This is a genomic window from Blautia sp. CGZ-1-C1 (assembly GCF_056504575.1).
Genome location: NZ_JBWLUT010000162.1, coordinates 1 through 17,153 on the forward strand (window position 1 = coordinate 1; position 17,153 = coordinate 17,153).

The following is a 17,153-nucleotide window of genomic DNA, read 5'->3' on the forward strand; positions in this document are numbered from 1 at the left end:
TGATACATCCATGAGATGCCGGTGAACCAAGTTTATTATATTCGCCTGCCGGAAGATTATAAGAGTTTGCCTGTCCACACGCTACGGAATGAACAAAGATTCCACCCTGTCCAGCTCCATCTACATGTGTTCCATACTGTCCCCATGATGGTCCCATTAACGGCTGCCATCTGGCACTTCTGCTCAAAGTATAGGGACCCGTAGGAGTTGGTGTACTCGCTAATCCTACAGATACACGAATCGTTTTCACCGGAATTGTTCTTGCTGAGTCAGCAAAAACTGTCATAACTCCATTTACTCTGTCTACCTGTACTGTATACGGACCGCTATATCTGCTGGTAAGATCTGTAATACGATATCCATTCTTATCAAAGTAATACAGGATACCATTCACTCTCATGCTCTTATTTGTTGCAAATCCGTTTCCGGTTGGATCTATGTATCTGACAAGGTTCTTTGTATTACTTACAACTACCCAGCCTGTCGTGTATTTACCATTTGCGTCCAGATAACCATTTACTCCGTTCTTTTTCATAAACTGGTTCGTCTGAACAACATAGTCTTTCAAATAGTAATAATTTCCACTATATTTCTCCCATCCACTTCTATACAGACTTCCTGTAGAAGATGCAATATACCATTTCTTTTTATAGCGCACCATTGCGCTCTTATATAATTTACCTTTATGCTCTGTAGAAGAAGATACTTCAAACAGATATTTCTTTCCATTAACTTCTGTTAAACCACTGGCAAGTTTTCCTGATGATCTGAAATAATATCCTGTGGAAGTCCATTTGTCTGTGTAATGATTTCCATTCGCATCAAAATACAGCCATCCAACATATTTGCCACTGGCAGTAACCAGTTTCTGCCATCCGTGTTTCTCAACTACGCGTCCCGGTGTACTTCCGAAATAATAGTAATGATTTCCTACTTTTGCCCATCTCCTGGTCCATGTAGCTCTCTTTCCGGTTGACCCAAAATAGTATCTGTAGTTCCCGTATTTTACAAGTTTATCTTTATAGATCACACCATTCTTATCTGTACAATAATAGGAACCATTTGATGCTTTCTTCATAGTTGCTTTAAGGACATATCCATTTGCATCCAGCAAATATGTACCTGTTCCCTTTTCAGGAATAACTGTGGCAACTATACCTCTTTTATAATACTTACCAATATCTGCAGGATTTCCGCCCTTTTTGAAATACAGCCAACGCTCTCCATTCGTGGTGTCTGAACGAAGCCATCCATTATGGAACATCTCTCCCGGAATTGTACTTGCCGGATCAAAGTAATATAAATTTGTTTCACCATTAGCTGTAATGGTAATCTCACCTGTCTTTGGCTTACCATTTGCATCAAGGCAATAATATTTTCCATTAATCTCAAAATATCCGGTATATGTACCTGCAGCCTTTGCTTTCTCCTCAAGATAGCTTACTGTCACCAGCTTGCCATTCTCATCATAATACTGGAACTGTATTCCTGTCCATTTCCAAATGTTCTTCTCCTGCTGACCTACTGTAGATGTGTACGGAGTCACAGATTCTCCTTCACAGCCTGCGTAAACGACAGCTTCCTCTGCTGTTGTAAAATAAGACTGTGTGATCTCTTCCTTAATAATATCAGGTTCATCCTTATCTTCACCCTGAGCTGCTGTACCTGTAACATCCTGATGTACTTCAGCCTGTCCGGTTACAAGGATTCCATTCTCATCAAACAGATAATATCCTGTGTGAGTTTCTCCTTTATACTCAGTGCTGACCTTTACAATTCCATCAGCAGCGCTATAAAACTCATCAGCTGTCACATCCGTTGTATCTGCTGTGGAAGCCGGTTCAGTATCAGAAACATTAACAGCATCTGTGTTATCTGGTGTTTCAGTTCCATCAGCATCCATTTCTGCAGTATCCTGAGATAACTCCTCTGTTTCTCCCTGTACAACTTCTGCGGACTGTCCGCAGTCTGTATAAGATGCAGAAGCATCTTCTGATGCTGTGCTTGAAACTGTAGTCTGGGTTTTTGCAGGTTTTCGAAGTTTAAATCCGTTTTCTGTATTTACCCAGTCTTCTGCCTTTACAACAACAGCATCTGAACTGTCTGTTGTATCTGTTGTTACTGATGGTGTCTCCTCCGGCTGTGATGTCACATCACTTCCTGCTGAGAATACATCTTCTGTCTGATCCTGAGATGGCACATCTGTCGTCTCGTCTCCGGCTGAAAAAATATCTTCTTCTGAGGAAGCCTCCGGATCAGACTGCGCATCTACAGGCTCTGTGTCTGTTTCTGTCTCTGCCTGCACTGCAACAACGGAATTGCCATCAGGTGAAGTAAATGTAGCGGCACCCGCTTCACTGACAGTTGCCATCGTCATTACAAGACTTAATGTAACTGCAACTAATCTTCTTTTCACAATAATGTCCTCCTTTTTTATTCATGCTACTTTATGATGTTAGGACAAAAATATTTTGTTCCCGACAAGACATTGAACTGACAAATTATCACTCACCAAGTCCGCTGTCAATAGCTGCCACAAGATTCTCAAGAGCTTCCTGCTCGTCGATTCCCTCACAGGTAAGTTCTATTTCATCTCCGCATTTCACACATGCCCCAAGTACACTCAGTACACTCTTGGCATTTGCCATGCCTCCTTCATACACAAATGTTATCTGCGACTGATATTTCATTGCCTCATTGCACAAAATCCCCGCAGGTCTCAGATGAAGACCTGTGGGATTCTTAACTGTCACTTTCTTATTAACCATTGCATTGTTCCTCTTACTGCTGTCTGTCAGGCAAGCAGTGTTTTCCTACTCTTTACTGTCGTCAACTGCTGTTCCTGAGGAGATCACTACTTCTGTAGTCACATCCTCAACTGTCTCATATCCATCTGGCAGAACGACTTTAACAGGGACTTCATAATTTCCCTCTTTCTTACCATCCAGATCTATAGAGAGCTTTATATCTTTCTTCGCATCCAGATCATCCATATTCTTCGTATCTGACTTGATTCGAAGCTCTATCTGTGCTGTCTCAAATGTCACCTGAAGATCATCCGGTTTATTCTTAACCTCTATATTCTTGGTAGGAATATCAAACTCTTTACTTCCGACAGGCAGGATATTTACCGTTACCCATACATCCTCACTGGAGTCACTGGTAAGCTTCACATTATCCGGAAGAAGATTGTTAAGACTGATCTTCTTCTCCACATCTTTCGATTCTCCTGAAATGTCAATGCTGTCTGCTGGTATTGTAATTACGTTATTATTCTCAGCAAGGCTCTCCAGTCCTTCTGTACTGCCAGCAACACTGATAGTATCCGGTACTGTTTTAACAGAACCTACCTCATATCCATCTGCAGGTGTTCCTACATAGCTTGCTGAAATCCCTACTCCCTGACGGATTTTCCATAATCTTGCAGTCACTACAACTTTTGCATTATTTTCAATTCTCAGTGAATTCATTTCAGAATCAGAAAGTGCTTCCTGATTTTTATCAATGATCGTAAGATTTACATCCTGTGTAAAATCCTGTGTATTTCCATCCAGTTCAATCGTAGCATTTACTTTATCTATTTTATTCACCAGAGTCTTAGGACCTGTAATCCTTACTTTTTCCGGATTAGCTGTCAAGCTTCCCACTTCGTAATCCTTGCCGGGTTTTGTGTCGCCTCTACTGACATTGACCACAAATTCCTGTGTCTCTTTCTCATCAAGATTTACACTCAGATTCTGTGGGGTAACCTTGATATCATTTGAAGATACTCCCGGAACTGAACAGGTAACTGTAATAGGCACCATGACAGGATTCGTATCCAGGCTTACGGCCTGCTGTAAATCTGCCACTGCTGAGATATCTGTCACCTTGATCTTGTCCCTGATTTTCTTACTCGCCGTAATAGCAATCTTAATCGAATCCTGATTCTGCTCCGGCATACACATCTTTCCGATCGTATCGGAAGATTCCACATATTCTTTGTTGATCAGTTCCACATCATTGATCGTGTAATAATTAGTACCTATCGGATTGTCTATATTTACAACGATCAGCCATAGCACAACAGCTACTGCAACAGACATGATTTTCAGAGGTATATTATCTGTTATTTTTCTCTTCTTCATGCTTCACTCTTCCTTTCAGTAAATGACGAAGTTTGCTGTTGTCTACAATCTGTTTGTTCTGTGCTTTCACAAGAATCTCTCTGAGTCTGGCACTGTTCACTCCCCGAATCAGTCTTCCTCCCTGAGCTACAGATACCTGTCCTGTCTCTTCTGATACAATGATCGTAACAGAATCGGTCTGCTCACTGATTCCAACACCGGCTCTGTGTCTTGTTCCCAGCTGTTTACTCAGCTCCATATTGTCAGACAATGGAAGATAGCACGTTGCTGCTACGATTCTGTTTTCTCTTACAATAACAGCTCCATCGTGAAGGGGTGTATTATGTTCAAATATATTAATGAGAAGCTGACTTGTAAGAATCGCATCCAGATTAATACCAGTTCTGATATAATCGGTCAACAGCTCGTTCTGTTCAATTACGATCAGCGCCCCGGTCTTGACTTCTCCCATATCAAAACATGCCTTTACCAGTTCACTGATTGTTTTATCTGTAAATCGTTCCTTCACTTCTTTACCCGCATCAAACGGTATCAATGAAGCCATGATTCGCTTCTGCCCAAGCTGCTCCAGAACTTTTCTAAGCTCCGGCTGAAAAATAACGATCACGCCAACGATCAGCGTACTCGCCAGATTTGAAAAAATCCAGAGGATCGTATTCATTTTAAAAATATACGCTATCAAAATAAAAAGGAGAACAACCAGTATACCCTTTAACAGTGTATACGCATGGGTATATTTGATCCACACCATAAACTGATATACAAAAAATGCGATCAGTGCAATCTGTATAATATCAATGATCCCGATCTTCGGAAATGCCAGCCTTGATAAGATTTCTATCAGATTTCCTGAAATATTCTGCATACAGTTCTCCTTTCCTTATCATTCTGTGCCAGAGTGATAATTGCCGCTCTTCACTCCATTCTCAGTAACTTAAATTTATAAATTTTAGTAACTGTAAAGCTGCTGAACAGTTACAAATTTTTTAATGACTCTTCCAGTTTCTTTTCAAAGTCAACACTGTCAATATCTTTTTTGTGCTCTACAGGTGCCGCATCTTCTGATGTCTGCACTACTTTCTCCTCACCATGAAAAATAGGATTGGCATAAGACACGATATTATCCTGTGACTGTTTCTCACTTTTTGCAGAATCACCGTTAATTTTCTTTATGCTTCTCTCAGAGGTTGTAACTGTCGCCTTCGGAACAGCTTTCACATAATAGTAGTACTCGTCATCTTCATATTCCAGTCTCTCTGTGCGGGTATAGTCACCGCCAAACACAAAGAATTCCAGCACCAGTCCGACTACTACAGAAATCACAGTATAAATAATCAGTGTGATCACATCAATGCTCACTTCAAAATAAAATCCGCCGGCAAGAACTACCAGAACATATACAACACCTCCCGCAACAATAGCAACTCTCCATGCATAATCAAAAGAGCGGGTACGGATAAGGTTCACCAGTAAAACCACAGCAACAAAAGCAACAACTGTGATCCACATTCCCCAGTTCTGTACAATTCCATCTGCCAGGAGTTTTAATTTGTCAGCCATGACAATATCTGCATTCTCCAGAATCTTATGCTGCACACGTATAAAACGGATAAAATAATATATGATAACACCACAGCCTGCCGGAAGCGCGGAAAATGCACTGCACAGAAGCCCGCTTCCGATAGGAAGGAGTGCAGGAATACCTATGCCAAAAGAAAGCGGGGTAAATACAAGTACCAAATTATTGCCTGCGCTGAATCTCAGGAACAAAATTGTCATAAACAAAATCAGAACCAGCATAAATCCGGCCACTTCTATTCCAACAGCATAACTATGCGCGATCATTAATAAAAATCCGGCAAAAATCATCACTCCGGAAGGTAATATCGAACAGATCAGCGCAAGGATCAGTACAATAAATATATTATTAAGCTGTGTCATATATCCCATGTTCATATTGATCCATGTAAAATAAACAAATGCCAGAACAAAACGCAAAACAGGCAGGATATAAATCTCATACTGACTGTACAAATTCTTTATTTTCTGTTTTAATTCAAGTAATGCTGTCATTTCTTATATCCTCCTGAAACTCCTCGGGCTGAGGATTTTTTCTCTTCGCGGCTGTATATTTTATTTAACTGAGTGAGTTCTTCATAATAATTCTTCACACTCTTCTTTGCCTTGTGGTACTTCACAGTATACTGGATGTATGTCAGAACTGAAAAAAATATCAGTACTACTACATAACCCAGAATTGCCTCCACGCCCACTGAGACAAGGTTCATCTTATGGATATTATCTATCAGATATTCCCCAAAATATGCTGCAATACCGGCCAGAACCAGACAATATCCAATCGTAACCAGAAAAAAGTTCTTAATCATGGCAAGTCCGATATAATCACTTCTATAGTACTTGCTGACCGGAAGATACTTTTTTCCCTCACCCTGTTCATACATAGCAAGTTTGTTCATGATCTTTATCTTCTCTTCATTTAACATAAATTACTCCTTACTGTACGCTTTCCCTTTTATTACATATCCTGATACCTGATGATCACTGTTATTGTATCTATCCGCATTTCACGCTGATCCGTATTGGTATCATTATATAATCATACAGATTAATTGTAACATATCTCATTATGTATGAAAAGCATTTTTTCGGTTAGCAGCCGCTCCATACCAGTAACTTTTGTTACTATTCTCACGCACGTCCTATACAGACTGTAAGAAAATAAATATTTTTTGCGCCTCTTTTCCGAAGACATCCTGCCATGGCATCTATAGTACTTCCTGTCGTGTATACATCATCTATCACCAGAATATCTTTCCCTCTGATATTCTTTGTTACGAGAAAAGCTTTCTCCAGATTTTTTCTTCTCTGCATAGCATTCAGTTTCTTCTGCGATTTTGTTTTTACAACTTTCTGTACCAGATCCGTATCCACTGGAATCCCTGTATAGCAGCTAAGTCTCTCTGCCAGATATGCAGCCTGATTAAATCCTCTTAAGCGTTCTTTTGACTTATGTATGGGAACCGGCACGATTAGATCCGGCTTCCACTGATTCAGATTTTTCCAGGCATATCGATACATTGCTTTCGCATACAAATCTCCATATTCCCGGCATCCATAATATTTATATCTGGTAACAGACCTTCTCATTATGCCATCATAAACAAAAATACCTCTTCCCTGGTCAAATATATGTGTATGTTTTTGGCAGTCTTTACAGTACTCTCCCTCTTCTATGGGTTTTCCGCATTTGTAACATCTCGGATGTCCAATCGGTCGAAGCTTCTTTTCACATTCAGGACAGATCATCCTTCTCTGATCCTTCAGAATTTTCTGACAGACCGGACAGCATCTCGGGTAAAAAATATCAAGAATTTTTCTCAGCAATCACTTTACTCCTGCTTTTTACTTCTATTTTTCTTTCAATTTTTATTATTTTCTTTTTATCTGTTTTCGTTACCGTTTTTATTTCGCGAAGTCTCTTTCACCTTCATTCTCCATAGTGTCACTCAGCTCTATAATGCGCTCATCCAGCGCACTGTATCGCTTCTGCTGTTTCTCATTGCGGATCATCTCTGCAAAGGTTTCCTCATTTCCCACCACAGTTACACATTTTCTTGCTCTGGTAACAGCAGTATAAAGGAGATTTCTGTTTAACAGCATTTGCGGTCCGGAAAGCAACGGAAGAATCACTGCCGGATATTCAGTTCCCTGGGATTTATGAATTGTAATGGCATACGCAAGTTCCAGTTCTTCTAACTGTTTGAACGAATAAATTGCGAAACGTCCATCCTCAAATTCCACTTCTGCAGTCTCGGCAAATTCATTGATTTCCGTAAGAATCCCGGTATCTCCATTAAATACACCAATACCTTTCTCTATAACAATTCCATATCGCCCCCGAATTTCCCACTCCATCTGGTAATTATTTCTGATCTGCATCACTTTATCACCAGTACGGAACAGACAGTCGCCGACTGCTTTCTCAGGCTTTCCGTCTTCCGGCGGATTCAGATATCTCTGCAGAATCTGATTCAGACGTTCCACACCTAAGAGTCCCTTTCGCATAGGTGTCAGTACCTGTATCTCAAATGGTTTTGCATCTACATATCGTGGCAATTTTTCCTGAATAAGGGCAATCACTACTCTTATGATGATATCTGCATCATATCTCTTCAAAAAAAAGAAATCACGGCTTTTATTATTGATCTGTACTTGCTCCCCTTTATTTATTTTATGGGCATTCACAACAATATCACTCTCAGAAGCCTGACGGAAAATCTTCGTCAGTTCTACCACCGGAAAACGTCCGCTTCGAATAATATCTCTCAGGACATTACCCGGTCCCACACTCGGAAGCTGATTCTCATCTCCTACCAGAATCAGCCTGGTTCCGGTCGTTACTGCAAGAAGCAGCGAGTGCATCAGATGAATATCCACCATGGACATCTCATCAATAATGATCACATCCGCTTCCAGAGGATTCTGCGCGTTTCTTTCAAATTTGGCAGAATGGCCATCCCGTTCCTCCCCCGGCATTCCATTTAATTCCAGAAGACGGTGAATCGTCTGCGCTTCATATCCGGTAGTTTCTGTCATTCTCTTCGCAGCACGTCCGGTAGGTGCGGCCAGTCGAAGTTCAGCTCCCTCACCTTCAAAGAAACGAATGATTGCATTGATCGTTGTTGTTTTACCTGTACCCGGTCCTCCCGTCAAAACAAACAATCCATGACTCGCAGCCTCCGTCACTGCCTTCTTCTGCATCTCATCCAGGACAGTTCCTGTTTCTTTTTCGATCATCAGGATTCTCTTCTGAACAAGCTGCTCATCCTCAGGGCACAAAACATTCAGTTCATTAAGCATACGGGCAGTATTTAATTCCAAATAATAATACTGAGACGGATAAACTATGGTTTCTCCATTCTTTTCTTTAAGCACCAGTTTCCTGTCAATAACCATGTCCATGAGATGCTTCTCCATATAGGACTCGTCAACATCCAGAAGTCTGGCACATCTTGTAAATAGCTGCTCCTTTGGAAGGTATGTATGTCCTTCCCCTGAAGCCTGTAGGAGAGTATACAACATTCCACTTCGGATTCTGTAATCTGAATCTGCATGGATTCCGATCCTTGCCGCAATCTCATCCGCAATTTTAAAACCTACTCCTGAAATATCCTCTGCAAGCCTGTATGGATTTTCCTGCAGAACCGTATAGACAGATTCTTTATATTTCTGATAGATCTTTGCGCCCAGATTCAGAGAAATACCATATTTCTGTAAAAAGATCATAGCCTTTCGCATATCTGCTTTCTCAGTTACCTGGGCTGCGATTTCCCTAGCTTTTTTTTCGCTGATTCCCTTAACTTCGGCCAGTCTTTCCGGTTCTTCTTCTACAATACGAAGTGTATCCTGGCCAAACCTGCGTACGATTCTGGCTGCCAGTGCAGCTCCGATTCCCTTAATGGCTCCCGATCCCAGATACCTCTCTATGGCATATGTATCTTCCGGCATTTTCTCTACAAAAGAACTGATCTGAAACTGTTTTCCATAGACCGGATGATGCGTGTATACTCCTGTTGCCTCAATCGTGGCTCCCTGTGTAATTGTCGGGAAACTGCCCACACAGGTCAGTTCTTCCTCTTTTTTTGTATCTTTTAATACCATAACGGTATATCCGTTATCTTCATTTCTGAAAATAACATGATCTATGTATCCTGTAACAGTCTCGCTCATGTATTCCTCCTGGTTTCTTCCGAGTCATCTGTTTCCTACCTAAAGATACTGGAATAAAAGTCTTTTAATCCCTTGGTATCTAAAAAATAACATGTAACGCAAAAAGGCACTGCATATGCAGTACCTCCTGCTTTATCCATCAAATCGTGCCATTACCTCTGCATATTTTCCGGTCCCTACCGCAACTACGCTCATTGCATCCTGTACTGTCAGAGTGCTCACTCCTGTTCTCTGTTCAATCAGAGAATCCATACCATGAAGAAGTGCTCCACCACCGGTAAGTACAATTCCTCTGTCCACAATATCAGCAGCCAGTTCCGGCGGAGTCTTCTCCAGAACACCATGGACGGTCTCAACGATCTGTCCTGTGGCATCCTTCAACGCCATACGTATCTCTTCAGAAGTAAGTGTCACCGTCTTTGGCAGACCTGTGATCACATTTCGTCCTTTTACTTCCATGGTTCTCGGATTCGATTCCTCAATAGCAGTTCCGATCTGAATCTTAATCTTCTCTGCCATATCTTCTCCGATAAAAAGGCCATGATTCTTTCTCACATAATTTAAGATAGCCTGATTAAAAGTATCTCCGGCAACCTTTACGGAGGCAGAAACTACAACTCCCGCCAGAGAAATAACCGCAATATCTGATGTTCCTGCTCCAATATCCACAATCAGATTGCCAAATGGCTTCGTCACATCAACTCCGGCTCCGATTGCCGCTGCAATAGGCTCCTCCACCATGTAAACATCCCTGGCTCCGGCCTGATAAGTTGCCTCCTCTACAGCCTTTCTCTCAATCTCTGTAATTCCACTTGGAACACAGATCGTGATCCTTGGCTTACGAAAGGCTCTTCTGCCTATCGCCCTGGATATAAAATATTTCAGCATTTTCTCTGTAACTGTATAATCAACGATCACACCCTGCCTGATTGGACGGATAATCTCCATATCTGAAGTAATACGTCCCTCCATCATACGGGCTTCTTCACCGATTGCTCTTATTTTTTCTGTATTTTTATCATAAACTACGATCGAAGGTTCGTTTAATACAAGTCCTTTTCCCGTAGAATAGGCCAGACTGTTTCTGGTTCCCAGGTCAATTCCAATATCACTTGCCGGCATGGAAATCCCCTTTCTTAATTTTTATCTATGGTTGATTTTAATATTCTCAATCTGCTTCCGCTACTTGCTCATAACCGAATAACTGCTCCGCAGTTTATTCGATTAAATCGCTTCTATTATATACAACTTCCAGCCAAAAGAAAAGCCCTGCTTAATTTTCCAGATATTTTTTTACATATTTTCCCGTATAGGAAACCGGTGACTGTGCAACTTCTTCCGGAGTTCCCTGTGCTACTACAGTTCCACCCTTGTCCCCACCTTCCGGGCCAATGTCGATAATGTAATCTGCTGTTTTAATCACATCCAGATTGTGTTCAATAACAACTACCGTATTACCGCCTTCAGATAATCTCTTCAGAATCTCCACCAGTTTATGCACATCCGCAAAATGAAGTCCCGTCGTTGGCTCATCCAGAATATAGATTGTCTTTCCGGTGCTTCGCTTACTCAGTTCCGCAGCAAGTTTGATTCTCTGTGCCTCTCCTCCGGAAAGTTCTGTAGAAGGCTGTCCCAGACGAATATAGGAAAGCCCGACATCATACAGTGTCTGTATCTTTCTTTTAATAGAAGGAACATTTTCAAAAAATGTCAATGCTTCCTCTACAGTCATATTCAGTACATCATAAATGCTCTTATCTTTGTATTTTACTTCCAGAGTTTCTCTGTTGTATCTCTTACCTTTGCAGACTTCACAAGGCACATACACATCCGGAAGGAAATGCATTTCTATCTTGATGATACCATCGCCGCTGCATGCCTCGCATCTGCCACCCTTTACGTTAAAGCTGAAACGGCCTTTCTTATATCCTTTTGCTTTGGCGTCTGCTGTTGCGGCAAAGAGATCACGAATCTGATCGAACACACCTGTATAAGTCGCAGGGTTTGAACGCGGTGTACGTCCGATCGGCGACTGGTCAATATTGATCACTTTATCCAACTGGTCTACTCCCAGAATATCCTTATGCTTACCCGGAATCACTCTGGCGCGGTTCAGATCTCTTGCCAGATGCTTATACAGAATCTCATTGATAAGTGAACTCTTACCAGATCCTGAAACACCTGTGATACAGGTCATAATCCCCAGTGGGATCTTCACATCAATATTCTTAAGATTATTCTCTGCTGCCCCCTTGATTGTAAGGAAACCTGTCGGTTTACGTCTCTCCGTTGGTACCGGAATCTTTAACTTTCCGCTCAGGTAAGCTCCTGTGATAGAATTCTCATTCTTCATCAGGTCCTCTGCTGTTCCCATGGCAACCAGTTGTCCACCATGTTCTCCCGCTCCCGGACCGATATCCACAATACAGTCCGCCACGCGCATGGTATCCTCGTCATGTTCCACAACGATCAGACTGTTTCCAAGATCTCTCAGTTTCATCAGGGAACTTAACAATCTGTCATTATCTCTCTGATGAAGACCGATACTTGGCTCATCTAAAATATATGCAACTCCGACCAGACCGGAACCAATCTGCGTAGCCAGACGGATTCTCTGCGCCTCTCCTCCGGAAAGTGTGCCCGTCGCACGTCCAAGTGAAAGATAATCCAATCCTACGTCTGACAGGAAGCTTACCCTGGCTTTAATTTCTTTCAGAATCTGTTTTCCGATCAGTAACTGCTGGCTTGAAAGCTGCATGTCAGCCAGAAAAGCTTTCAGTTTCTCTATAGAAAGATTCGTGATCTCATAAATATTCTTGTCTGCAACAGTTACAGCCAGAGATTCTTTCTTCAGTCGCTGGCCTTTACAGGTTTTACATGGAGTAATGCGCATAAAAGACTCATATTCCTGTTTCATAGTGTCAGAACCAGTCTCTCTGTATCGCTGCTCCACATTTCGGATCAGTCCCGGGAAAGCTACGTCGTAAACGCCCTCTCCGCGCTGACCTTTATAATAAACCTTAACAGAATGTCCATTCGTTCCATTAATCAGAATATTCTTTATCTTCTCCGGATAATCCTCGAATGGTGTCGCAAGACTGAAATCATACTCTCTGGAAAGCGCATCCAGAATTGCTCTGGAAAAACTTCCCTCACTTGTGCAGGATTGCCATCCTGTCACCACGATCGCGCCTTCCAGGATACTCAGCGATTTATCCGGGATCATCAGATCAATGTCAAATTCCATCTTATATCCGAGTCCCAGACAGTCCGGGCAGGCGCCAAATGGATTATTGAATGAGAAGCTTCTCGGCTCGATCTCATCTATGCTCACACCACAATCCGGACAGGAAAAGCTCTGGCTGAAATTATGAATATTTCCATCCATGGTATCTACCATGAGAAGCCCGTCCGCCAGATCAAGTACTGTCTCGATGGAATCAGAAAGTCTCTTCTCAATTCCTGGTTTCACGATCAGACGATCAACCACGATCTCAATATTGTGTTTGATATTCTTATCCAGACTGATCTCCTCGGAAAGTTCGTACATATTTCCATCAATCTGCACACGGACATAGCCACTTCTCTTCGCATGTTCAAGAAGCTTGGCATGAGTTCCCTTGCGACCTCTTACTACAGGAGCCAGCAGCTGAATCTTTGTTCTCTCCGGAAAAGACATGATGCTGTCTACCATCTGATCAACTGTCTGTTTCTTAATCTCTCTGCCGCATTTCGGACAGTGTGGGATTCCGACTCTCGCATACAGCAGTCGGAAATAATCATAAATTTCCGTTACAGTTCCTACTGTGGAACGTGGATTGCGGTTGGTAGATTTCTGATCGATTGAAATCGCAGGCGGCAGTCCTTCGATACTCTCCACATCCGGTTTCTCCATCTGTCCAAGGAACTGCCTTGCATAAGAAGACAGTGATTCCATATATCGTCTCTGTCCTTCTGCATAAATCGTATCAAAAGCCAGCGATGACTTTCCAGACCCGCTTAATCCTGTAAATACTACAAACCTGTCTCTCGGAATATCCACACTTAAATTCTTAAGATTATTAACATTTGCTCCTCTGATTCTGATAAATTGTTTCTTCGTCGTATCCGCAGCCATCGTCTGCCTCCCGTTTCTTCTATATATAAATACATTTTCTCATTGCCAGATCACAATGTAGCTCTCACAATCTTCATAAGATTAGCTTTTATTGTGTACAATTCTCCAACTGCTTATTGCCTTTCACAAGTCAGTCAGATATTCACAATCCGCTTTCGCTACTTGCTCATAACCTACTTGATTCAGTTAAATCTGCACTCAGTATAGCGCAGGAACATGTGTTCGTCAAGGCGTTTAAAGTAAAAAATCAGCCATAACAGAATTACTCACATGAATTCCCTCTCTGCTCAGGAATATTCTTCCATCTTTCTCCAACAGTAGCCCCATAGCTTCATATTTCTTTAGTACATCACCATATACAGTCTCTATCGCACAGCCAAATTTCTGCCTGAAATCAGTTTTCGCAATTCCCTTTGTCATGCGGAGTCCAAGAAACATAAATTCTGCCATTTCATCCTCTCTGGTAAGAACTGGTTCTCTTTCTCTGATCAATTCCGGGGAGGAACTGTTTTCCAAATATTTCTTCATATCTGCCGTATTGGCAAAACGGTCTTTTCCATAAAGAGAAGAGGCCCCAAGGCCGAATCCCAGATAATCCCGCCTGGTCCAGTAACCCACATTATGCCTGCAGCATCTGCCTTCTTTTGCATAATTGGAAATTTCATACTGTTCATAGCCATATTCTTTCAGAATACGGGAAGTTGCCTCATACATATTGTATTCCGTATCTTCATCAGGCAGATTCAACTGTCGCGAAGCAAAAGGTGTCCCCTCTTCAATGATCAGGCTATATGCAGAGATATGCTCCGGCTTCAGTTCTGCAACTATTCGCAGATTATTGCACCATTTTTCATAAGTCTGGTCCGGAATTGCGCTCATAAGGTCAATATTTATATTCTCAAAACCTGCAGTTCTTGCACATTTACAGGTTTCCAGAAACTGCTCGTAATTATGAATCCTTCCAAGAATTTTCAGCTCCCGGTCATCTGGGGACTGCAAACCGATACTCAGACGGTTGATGCCAAATGTTCTGTACGCCTGAAGTTTCTTCTGATCTGCAGTTCCCGGATTTACTTCAATCGTAATCTCTGCATCATTTTCTACCAAAAAATTCTTTCTTGTTTTATTCAGGATTTCTCCAATGAATCTCTCATCCAAAACAGAAGGAGTGCCCCCTCCAATAAATATAGAGGATACACTCCTTCCTTTACCTTCCTTTACTGCATCGATTTCCGCAAGCAGAGCCTGTACATATTCTGCCTGTTCTTTCGGACATGACGGACCTGAAAGGAAGTCACAGTAATCGCATTTTTTTACACAAAATGGAATGTGGATGTAGATTTCCATAGAAGAACCCGTTGCGTTCTCTATTTCCATTTCACTCTCCTGCTATCATATATACGCTTCAAACGCCACTATCTCGGGATTTTGGCATTCTCATACCAAAACACCTCGCGGGATAGTGGCGTGTGAATAGTAACTGAACAGTAACTCTTTTCTTATTCTTCACTATCCACTGCACTGTTATCTTCCGTATTACTATCTGTTGATGCGTCTGTGCCACCGTCTGTACTTGTGTCTGTATTTGTATTATTTCCACTGTCCGAAATTTCAGAAGCGGAAATGTCAGTCGTACTCTGGTCTGCCAGATAATTATTTACCATCGTCAGATTCCCATTTGTAATAACAGCTGCTGAATCCACCTGATCAGGTGCAGGTGTAGGAGTTGCCTCCACCGGCGCTACACTGATCTGAATCACCTGCGAGGATGCTTCATCTACTGTTTTATCTTTTCCACAGCCAGAAGCCAAAACGCTCAACAATACCATACATAGTATTGCTATTTTCTTCTTATTTATTTTCATAAATATCTCAACTCTCTGTCAATATTTACTTGTCATCAAGTTTCAATACGCTCATAAACGCTTTCTGCGGAATCTCCACATTACCTACCTGGCGCATACGTTTCTTACCTTCCTTCTGTTTCTCCAGAAGTTTCTTCTTACGGGAAATATCACCGCCGTAACACTTGGCAAGTACGTCCTTACGCATAGCTCTTACAGTTTCTCTCGCGATAATCTTGCTTCCAATCGCAGCCTGAATCGGGATTTCAAAGAGCTGACGCGGAATCTCTTCTTTCAGCTTCTCGCACATCTTACGGCCACGTTCGTAAGCAGTATCTGCATGTACGATAAAGGAAAGAGCATCCACTTCTTCTTTATTTACCAGGATATCCAGTTTCACAAGTTCACTGCGCTCATATCCACAGAGTTCATAGTCCAGAGAAGCATAACCTCTGGAACGAGATTTCAGCGCATCAAAGAAATCATAGATAATCTCATTTAATGGCATTTTATATTTCAGAAGTGCACGTGTTTCTTCCATATAATCCATTCCCAGATACTGACCTCTTCTCTCCTGGCAAAGATCCATGATTGCTCCGATAAATTCGGTAGTTACCATGATCTCAGCATTTACCATTGGCTCTTCCATATATTCGATTTCTGACGGATCCGGCAGGTTGCTTGGATTGGTCAGGTTAATGACTTCGCCGTTTGTCTTGTGAACTTTATAAATAACACCCGGTGCTGTAGTTACAAGGTCAAGATTGTATTCTCTTTCCAGACGTTCCTGGATGATCTCCAGATGGAGAAGTCCAAGGAAACCACAACGGAAACCAAATCCAAGGGCGATTGATGTCTCCGGCTCATAGAAAAGGGAAGCATCATTAAGCTGTAATTTCTCAAGTGCATCTCTCAAGTCACCATATTTCGCACCATCTGCCGGATATAAACCGCAGTATACCATCGGGTTTACTTTCTTATATCCCGGAAGTGCTTCGGCACACGGTCTTTCCTTGTCTGTAACTGTATCACCTACGCGGGTATCGCCGAGGTTCTTGATACTGGCTGTAATATATCCTACCATACCTGCGGTAAGTTCCTCACATGGAATAAACTGTCCTGCGCCAAAATATCCTACTTCTACAACTTCTGTAGTAAATCCGGTAGCCATCATCTGAATCTGAGTGCCCTTTTTTACACGTCCGTCCATCACACGGCAGAACACGATAACTCCTTTATATGCGTCATAAATAGAGTCAAAGATCAGCGCCTTCAGCGGTGCATCTACATCGCCATGTGGTGCAGGGATCTTTG

Annotated in this window: 13 protein-coding genes; all 13 read right to left on the reverse strand. The window is 42.0% G+C overall.

The features are described from left to right. A partial coding sequence (locus AC058W_RS15005) for a L,D-transpeptidase family protein (protein WP_479390261.1) occupies nt 1-2,416 on the reverse strand: 2,416 nt, incomplete at its 3' end. A gap of 88 nt (nt 2,417-2,504) precedes the next feature. Beyond that, a complete protein-coding gene (locus AC058W_RS15010) occupies nt 2,505-2,768 on the reverse strand; it encodes an HPr family phosphocarrier protein (RefSeq protein ID WP_117676177.1) in 264 nt (87 codons plus the stop codon). Between the two features lie 45 nt (nt 2,769-2,813). Continuing rightward, nucleotides 2,814-4,127 carry a CdaR family protein gene (locus tag AC058W_RS15015; protein WP_117676178.1) on the reverse strand — a complete coding sequence of 438 codons (1,314 nt, stop codon included), beginning with the start codon at nt 4,125-4,127 and terminating at the stop codon, nt 2,814-2,816. Then, a complete protein-coding gene (gene cdaA, locus AC058W_RS15020; protein WP_117676179.1) occupies nt 4,102-4,992 on the reverse strand; it encodes a diadenylate cyclase CdaA in 891 nt (296 codons plus the stop codon). The genes AC058W_RS15015 and cdaA overlap by 26 nt, the downstream gene beginning before the upstream one ends. A gap of 110 nt (nt 4,993-5,102) precedes the next feature. Further along, the gene (locus tag AC058W_RS15025; protein WP_117676180.1) at nt 5,103-6,200 is read right to left on the reverse strand and encodes a hypothetical protein; all 1,098 of its coding nucleotides are present in this window, start codon (nt 6,198-6,200) and stop codon (nt 5,103-5,105) included. After that, on the reverse strand, nt 6,197-6,631 hold the full coding sequence (locus tag AC058W_RS15030; RefSeq protein WP_117676181.1) for a hypothetical protein: 435 nt from the start codon (nt 6,629-6,631) through the stop codon (nt 6,197-6,199). The genes AC058W_RS15025 and AC058W_RS15030 overlap by 4 nt, the downstream gene beginning before the upstream one ends. Nucleotides 6,632-6,836: 205 nt before the next feature. Beyond that, nucleotides 6,837-7,532 (reverse strand): ComF family protein, encoded by a 696-nt coding sequence (locus tag AC058W_RS15035; protein ID WP_242986777.1) that lies wholly within the window; start codon nt 7,530-7,532, stop codon nt 6,837-6,839. Nucleotides 7,533-7,610: 78 nt separating this feature from the next. Next, the gene (gene recD2 / locus AC058W_RS15040; RefSeq protein ID WP_117676182.1) at nt 7,611-9,878 is read right to left on the reverse strand and encodes an SF1B family DNA helicase RecD2; all 2,268 of its coding nucleotides are present in this window, start codon (nt 9,876-9,878) and stop codon (nt 7,611-7,613) included. Nucleotides 9,879-10,010: 132 nt separating this feature from the next. Then, complete coding sequence (mreB, locus tag AC058W_RS15045) at nt 10,011-11,000, reverse strand: rod shape-determining protein (RefSeq protein WP_117676183.1); 990 nt, start codon at nt 10,998-11,000, stop codon at nt 10,011-10,013. Nucleotides 11,001-11,151: 151 nt separating this feature from the next. Then, the gene (uvrA, locus tag AC058W_RS15050) at nt 11,152-13,995 is read right to left on the reverse strand and encodes an excinuclease ABC subunit UvrA (protein WP_117676184.1); all 2,844 of its coding nucleotides are present in this window, start codon (nt 13,993-13,995) and stop codon (nt 11,152-11,154) included. A 234-nt stretch (nt 13,996-14,229) separates the two neighbouring features. Continuing rightward, nucleotides 14,230-15,372 (reverse strand): radical SAM family heme chaperone HemW, encoded by a 1,143-nt coding sequence (gene hemW / locus AC058W_RS15055; RefSeq protein WP_117676185.1) that lies wholly within the window; start codon nt 15,370-15,372, stop codon nt 14,230-14,232. Between the two features lie 122 nt (nt 15,373-15,494). Next, entirely contained in the window at nt 15,495-15,860 is a 366-nt protein-coding gene (locus AC058W_RS15060) for a hypothetical protein (RefSeq protein ID WP_147324768.1), read from the reverse strand. Nucleotides 15,861-15,885: 25 nt separating this feature from the next. Further along, nucleotides 15,886-17,153, reverse strand: a 1,268-nt coding sequence (gene lepA / locus AC058W_RS15065; protein ID WP_479390262.1) for a translation elongation factor 4, incomplete at its 5' end; no start/stop codon positions are given.

What these genes read in the sequence shown, in the direction of transcription:
- AC058W_RS15010 (WP_117676177.1), bottom strand. Translation starts at nt 2,768, where the DNA reads ATGGTTAATAAGAAAGTGACAGTTAAGAATCCCACAGGTCTTCATCTG.
- AC058W_RS15015 (WP_117676178.1), bottom strand. Translation starts at nt 4,127, where the DNA reads ATGAAGAAGAGAAAAATAACAGATAATATACCTCTGAAAATCATGTCT.
- cdaA (WP_117676179.1), bottom strand. Translation starts at nt 4,992, where the DNA reads ATGCAGAATATTTCAGGAAATCTGATAGAAATCTTATCAAGGCTGGCA.
- AC058W_RS15025 (WP_117676180.1), bottom strand. Translation starts at nt 6,200, where the DNA reads ATGACAGCATTACTTGAATTAAAACAGAAAATAAAGAATTTGTACAGT.
- AC058W_RS15030 (WP_117676181.1), bottom strand. Translation starts at nt 6,631, where the DNA reads ATGTTAAATGAAGAGAAGATAAAGATCATGAACAAACTTGCTATGTAT.
- recD2 (WP_117676182.1), bottom strand. Translation starts at nt 9,878, where the DNA reads ATGAGCGAGACTGTTACAGGATACATAGATCATGTTATTTTCAGAAAT.
- mreB (WP_117676183.1), bottom strand. Translation starts at nt 11,000, where the DNA reads ATGCCGGCAAGTGATATTGGAATTGACCTGGGAACCAGAAACAGTCTG.
- uvrA (WP_117676184.1), bottom strand. Translation starts at nt 13,995, where the DNA reads ATGGCTGCGGATACGACGAAGAAACAATTTATCAGAATCAGAGGAGCA.
- hemW (WP_117676185.1), bottom strand. Translation starts at nt 15,372, where the DNA reads ATGGAAATAGAGAACGCAACGGGTTCTTCTATGGAAATCTACATCCAC.
- AC058W_RS15060 (WP_147324768.1), bottom strand. Translation starts at nt 15,860, where the DNA reads ATGAAAATAAATAAGAAGAAAATAGCAATACTATGTATGGTATTGTTG.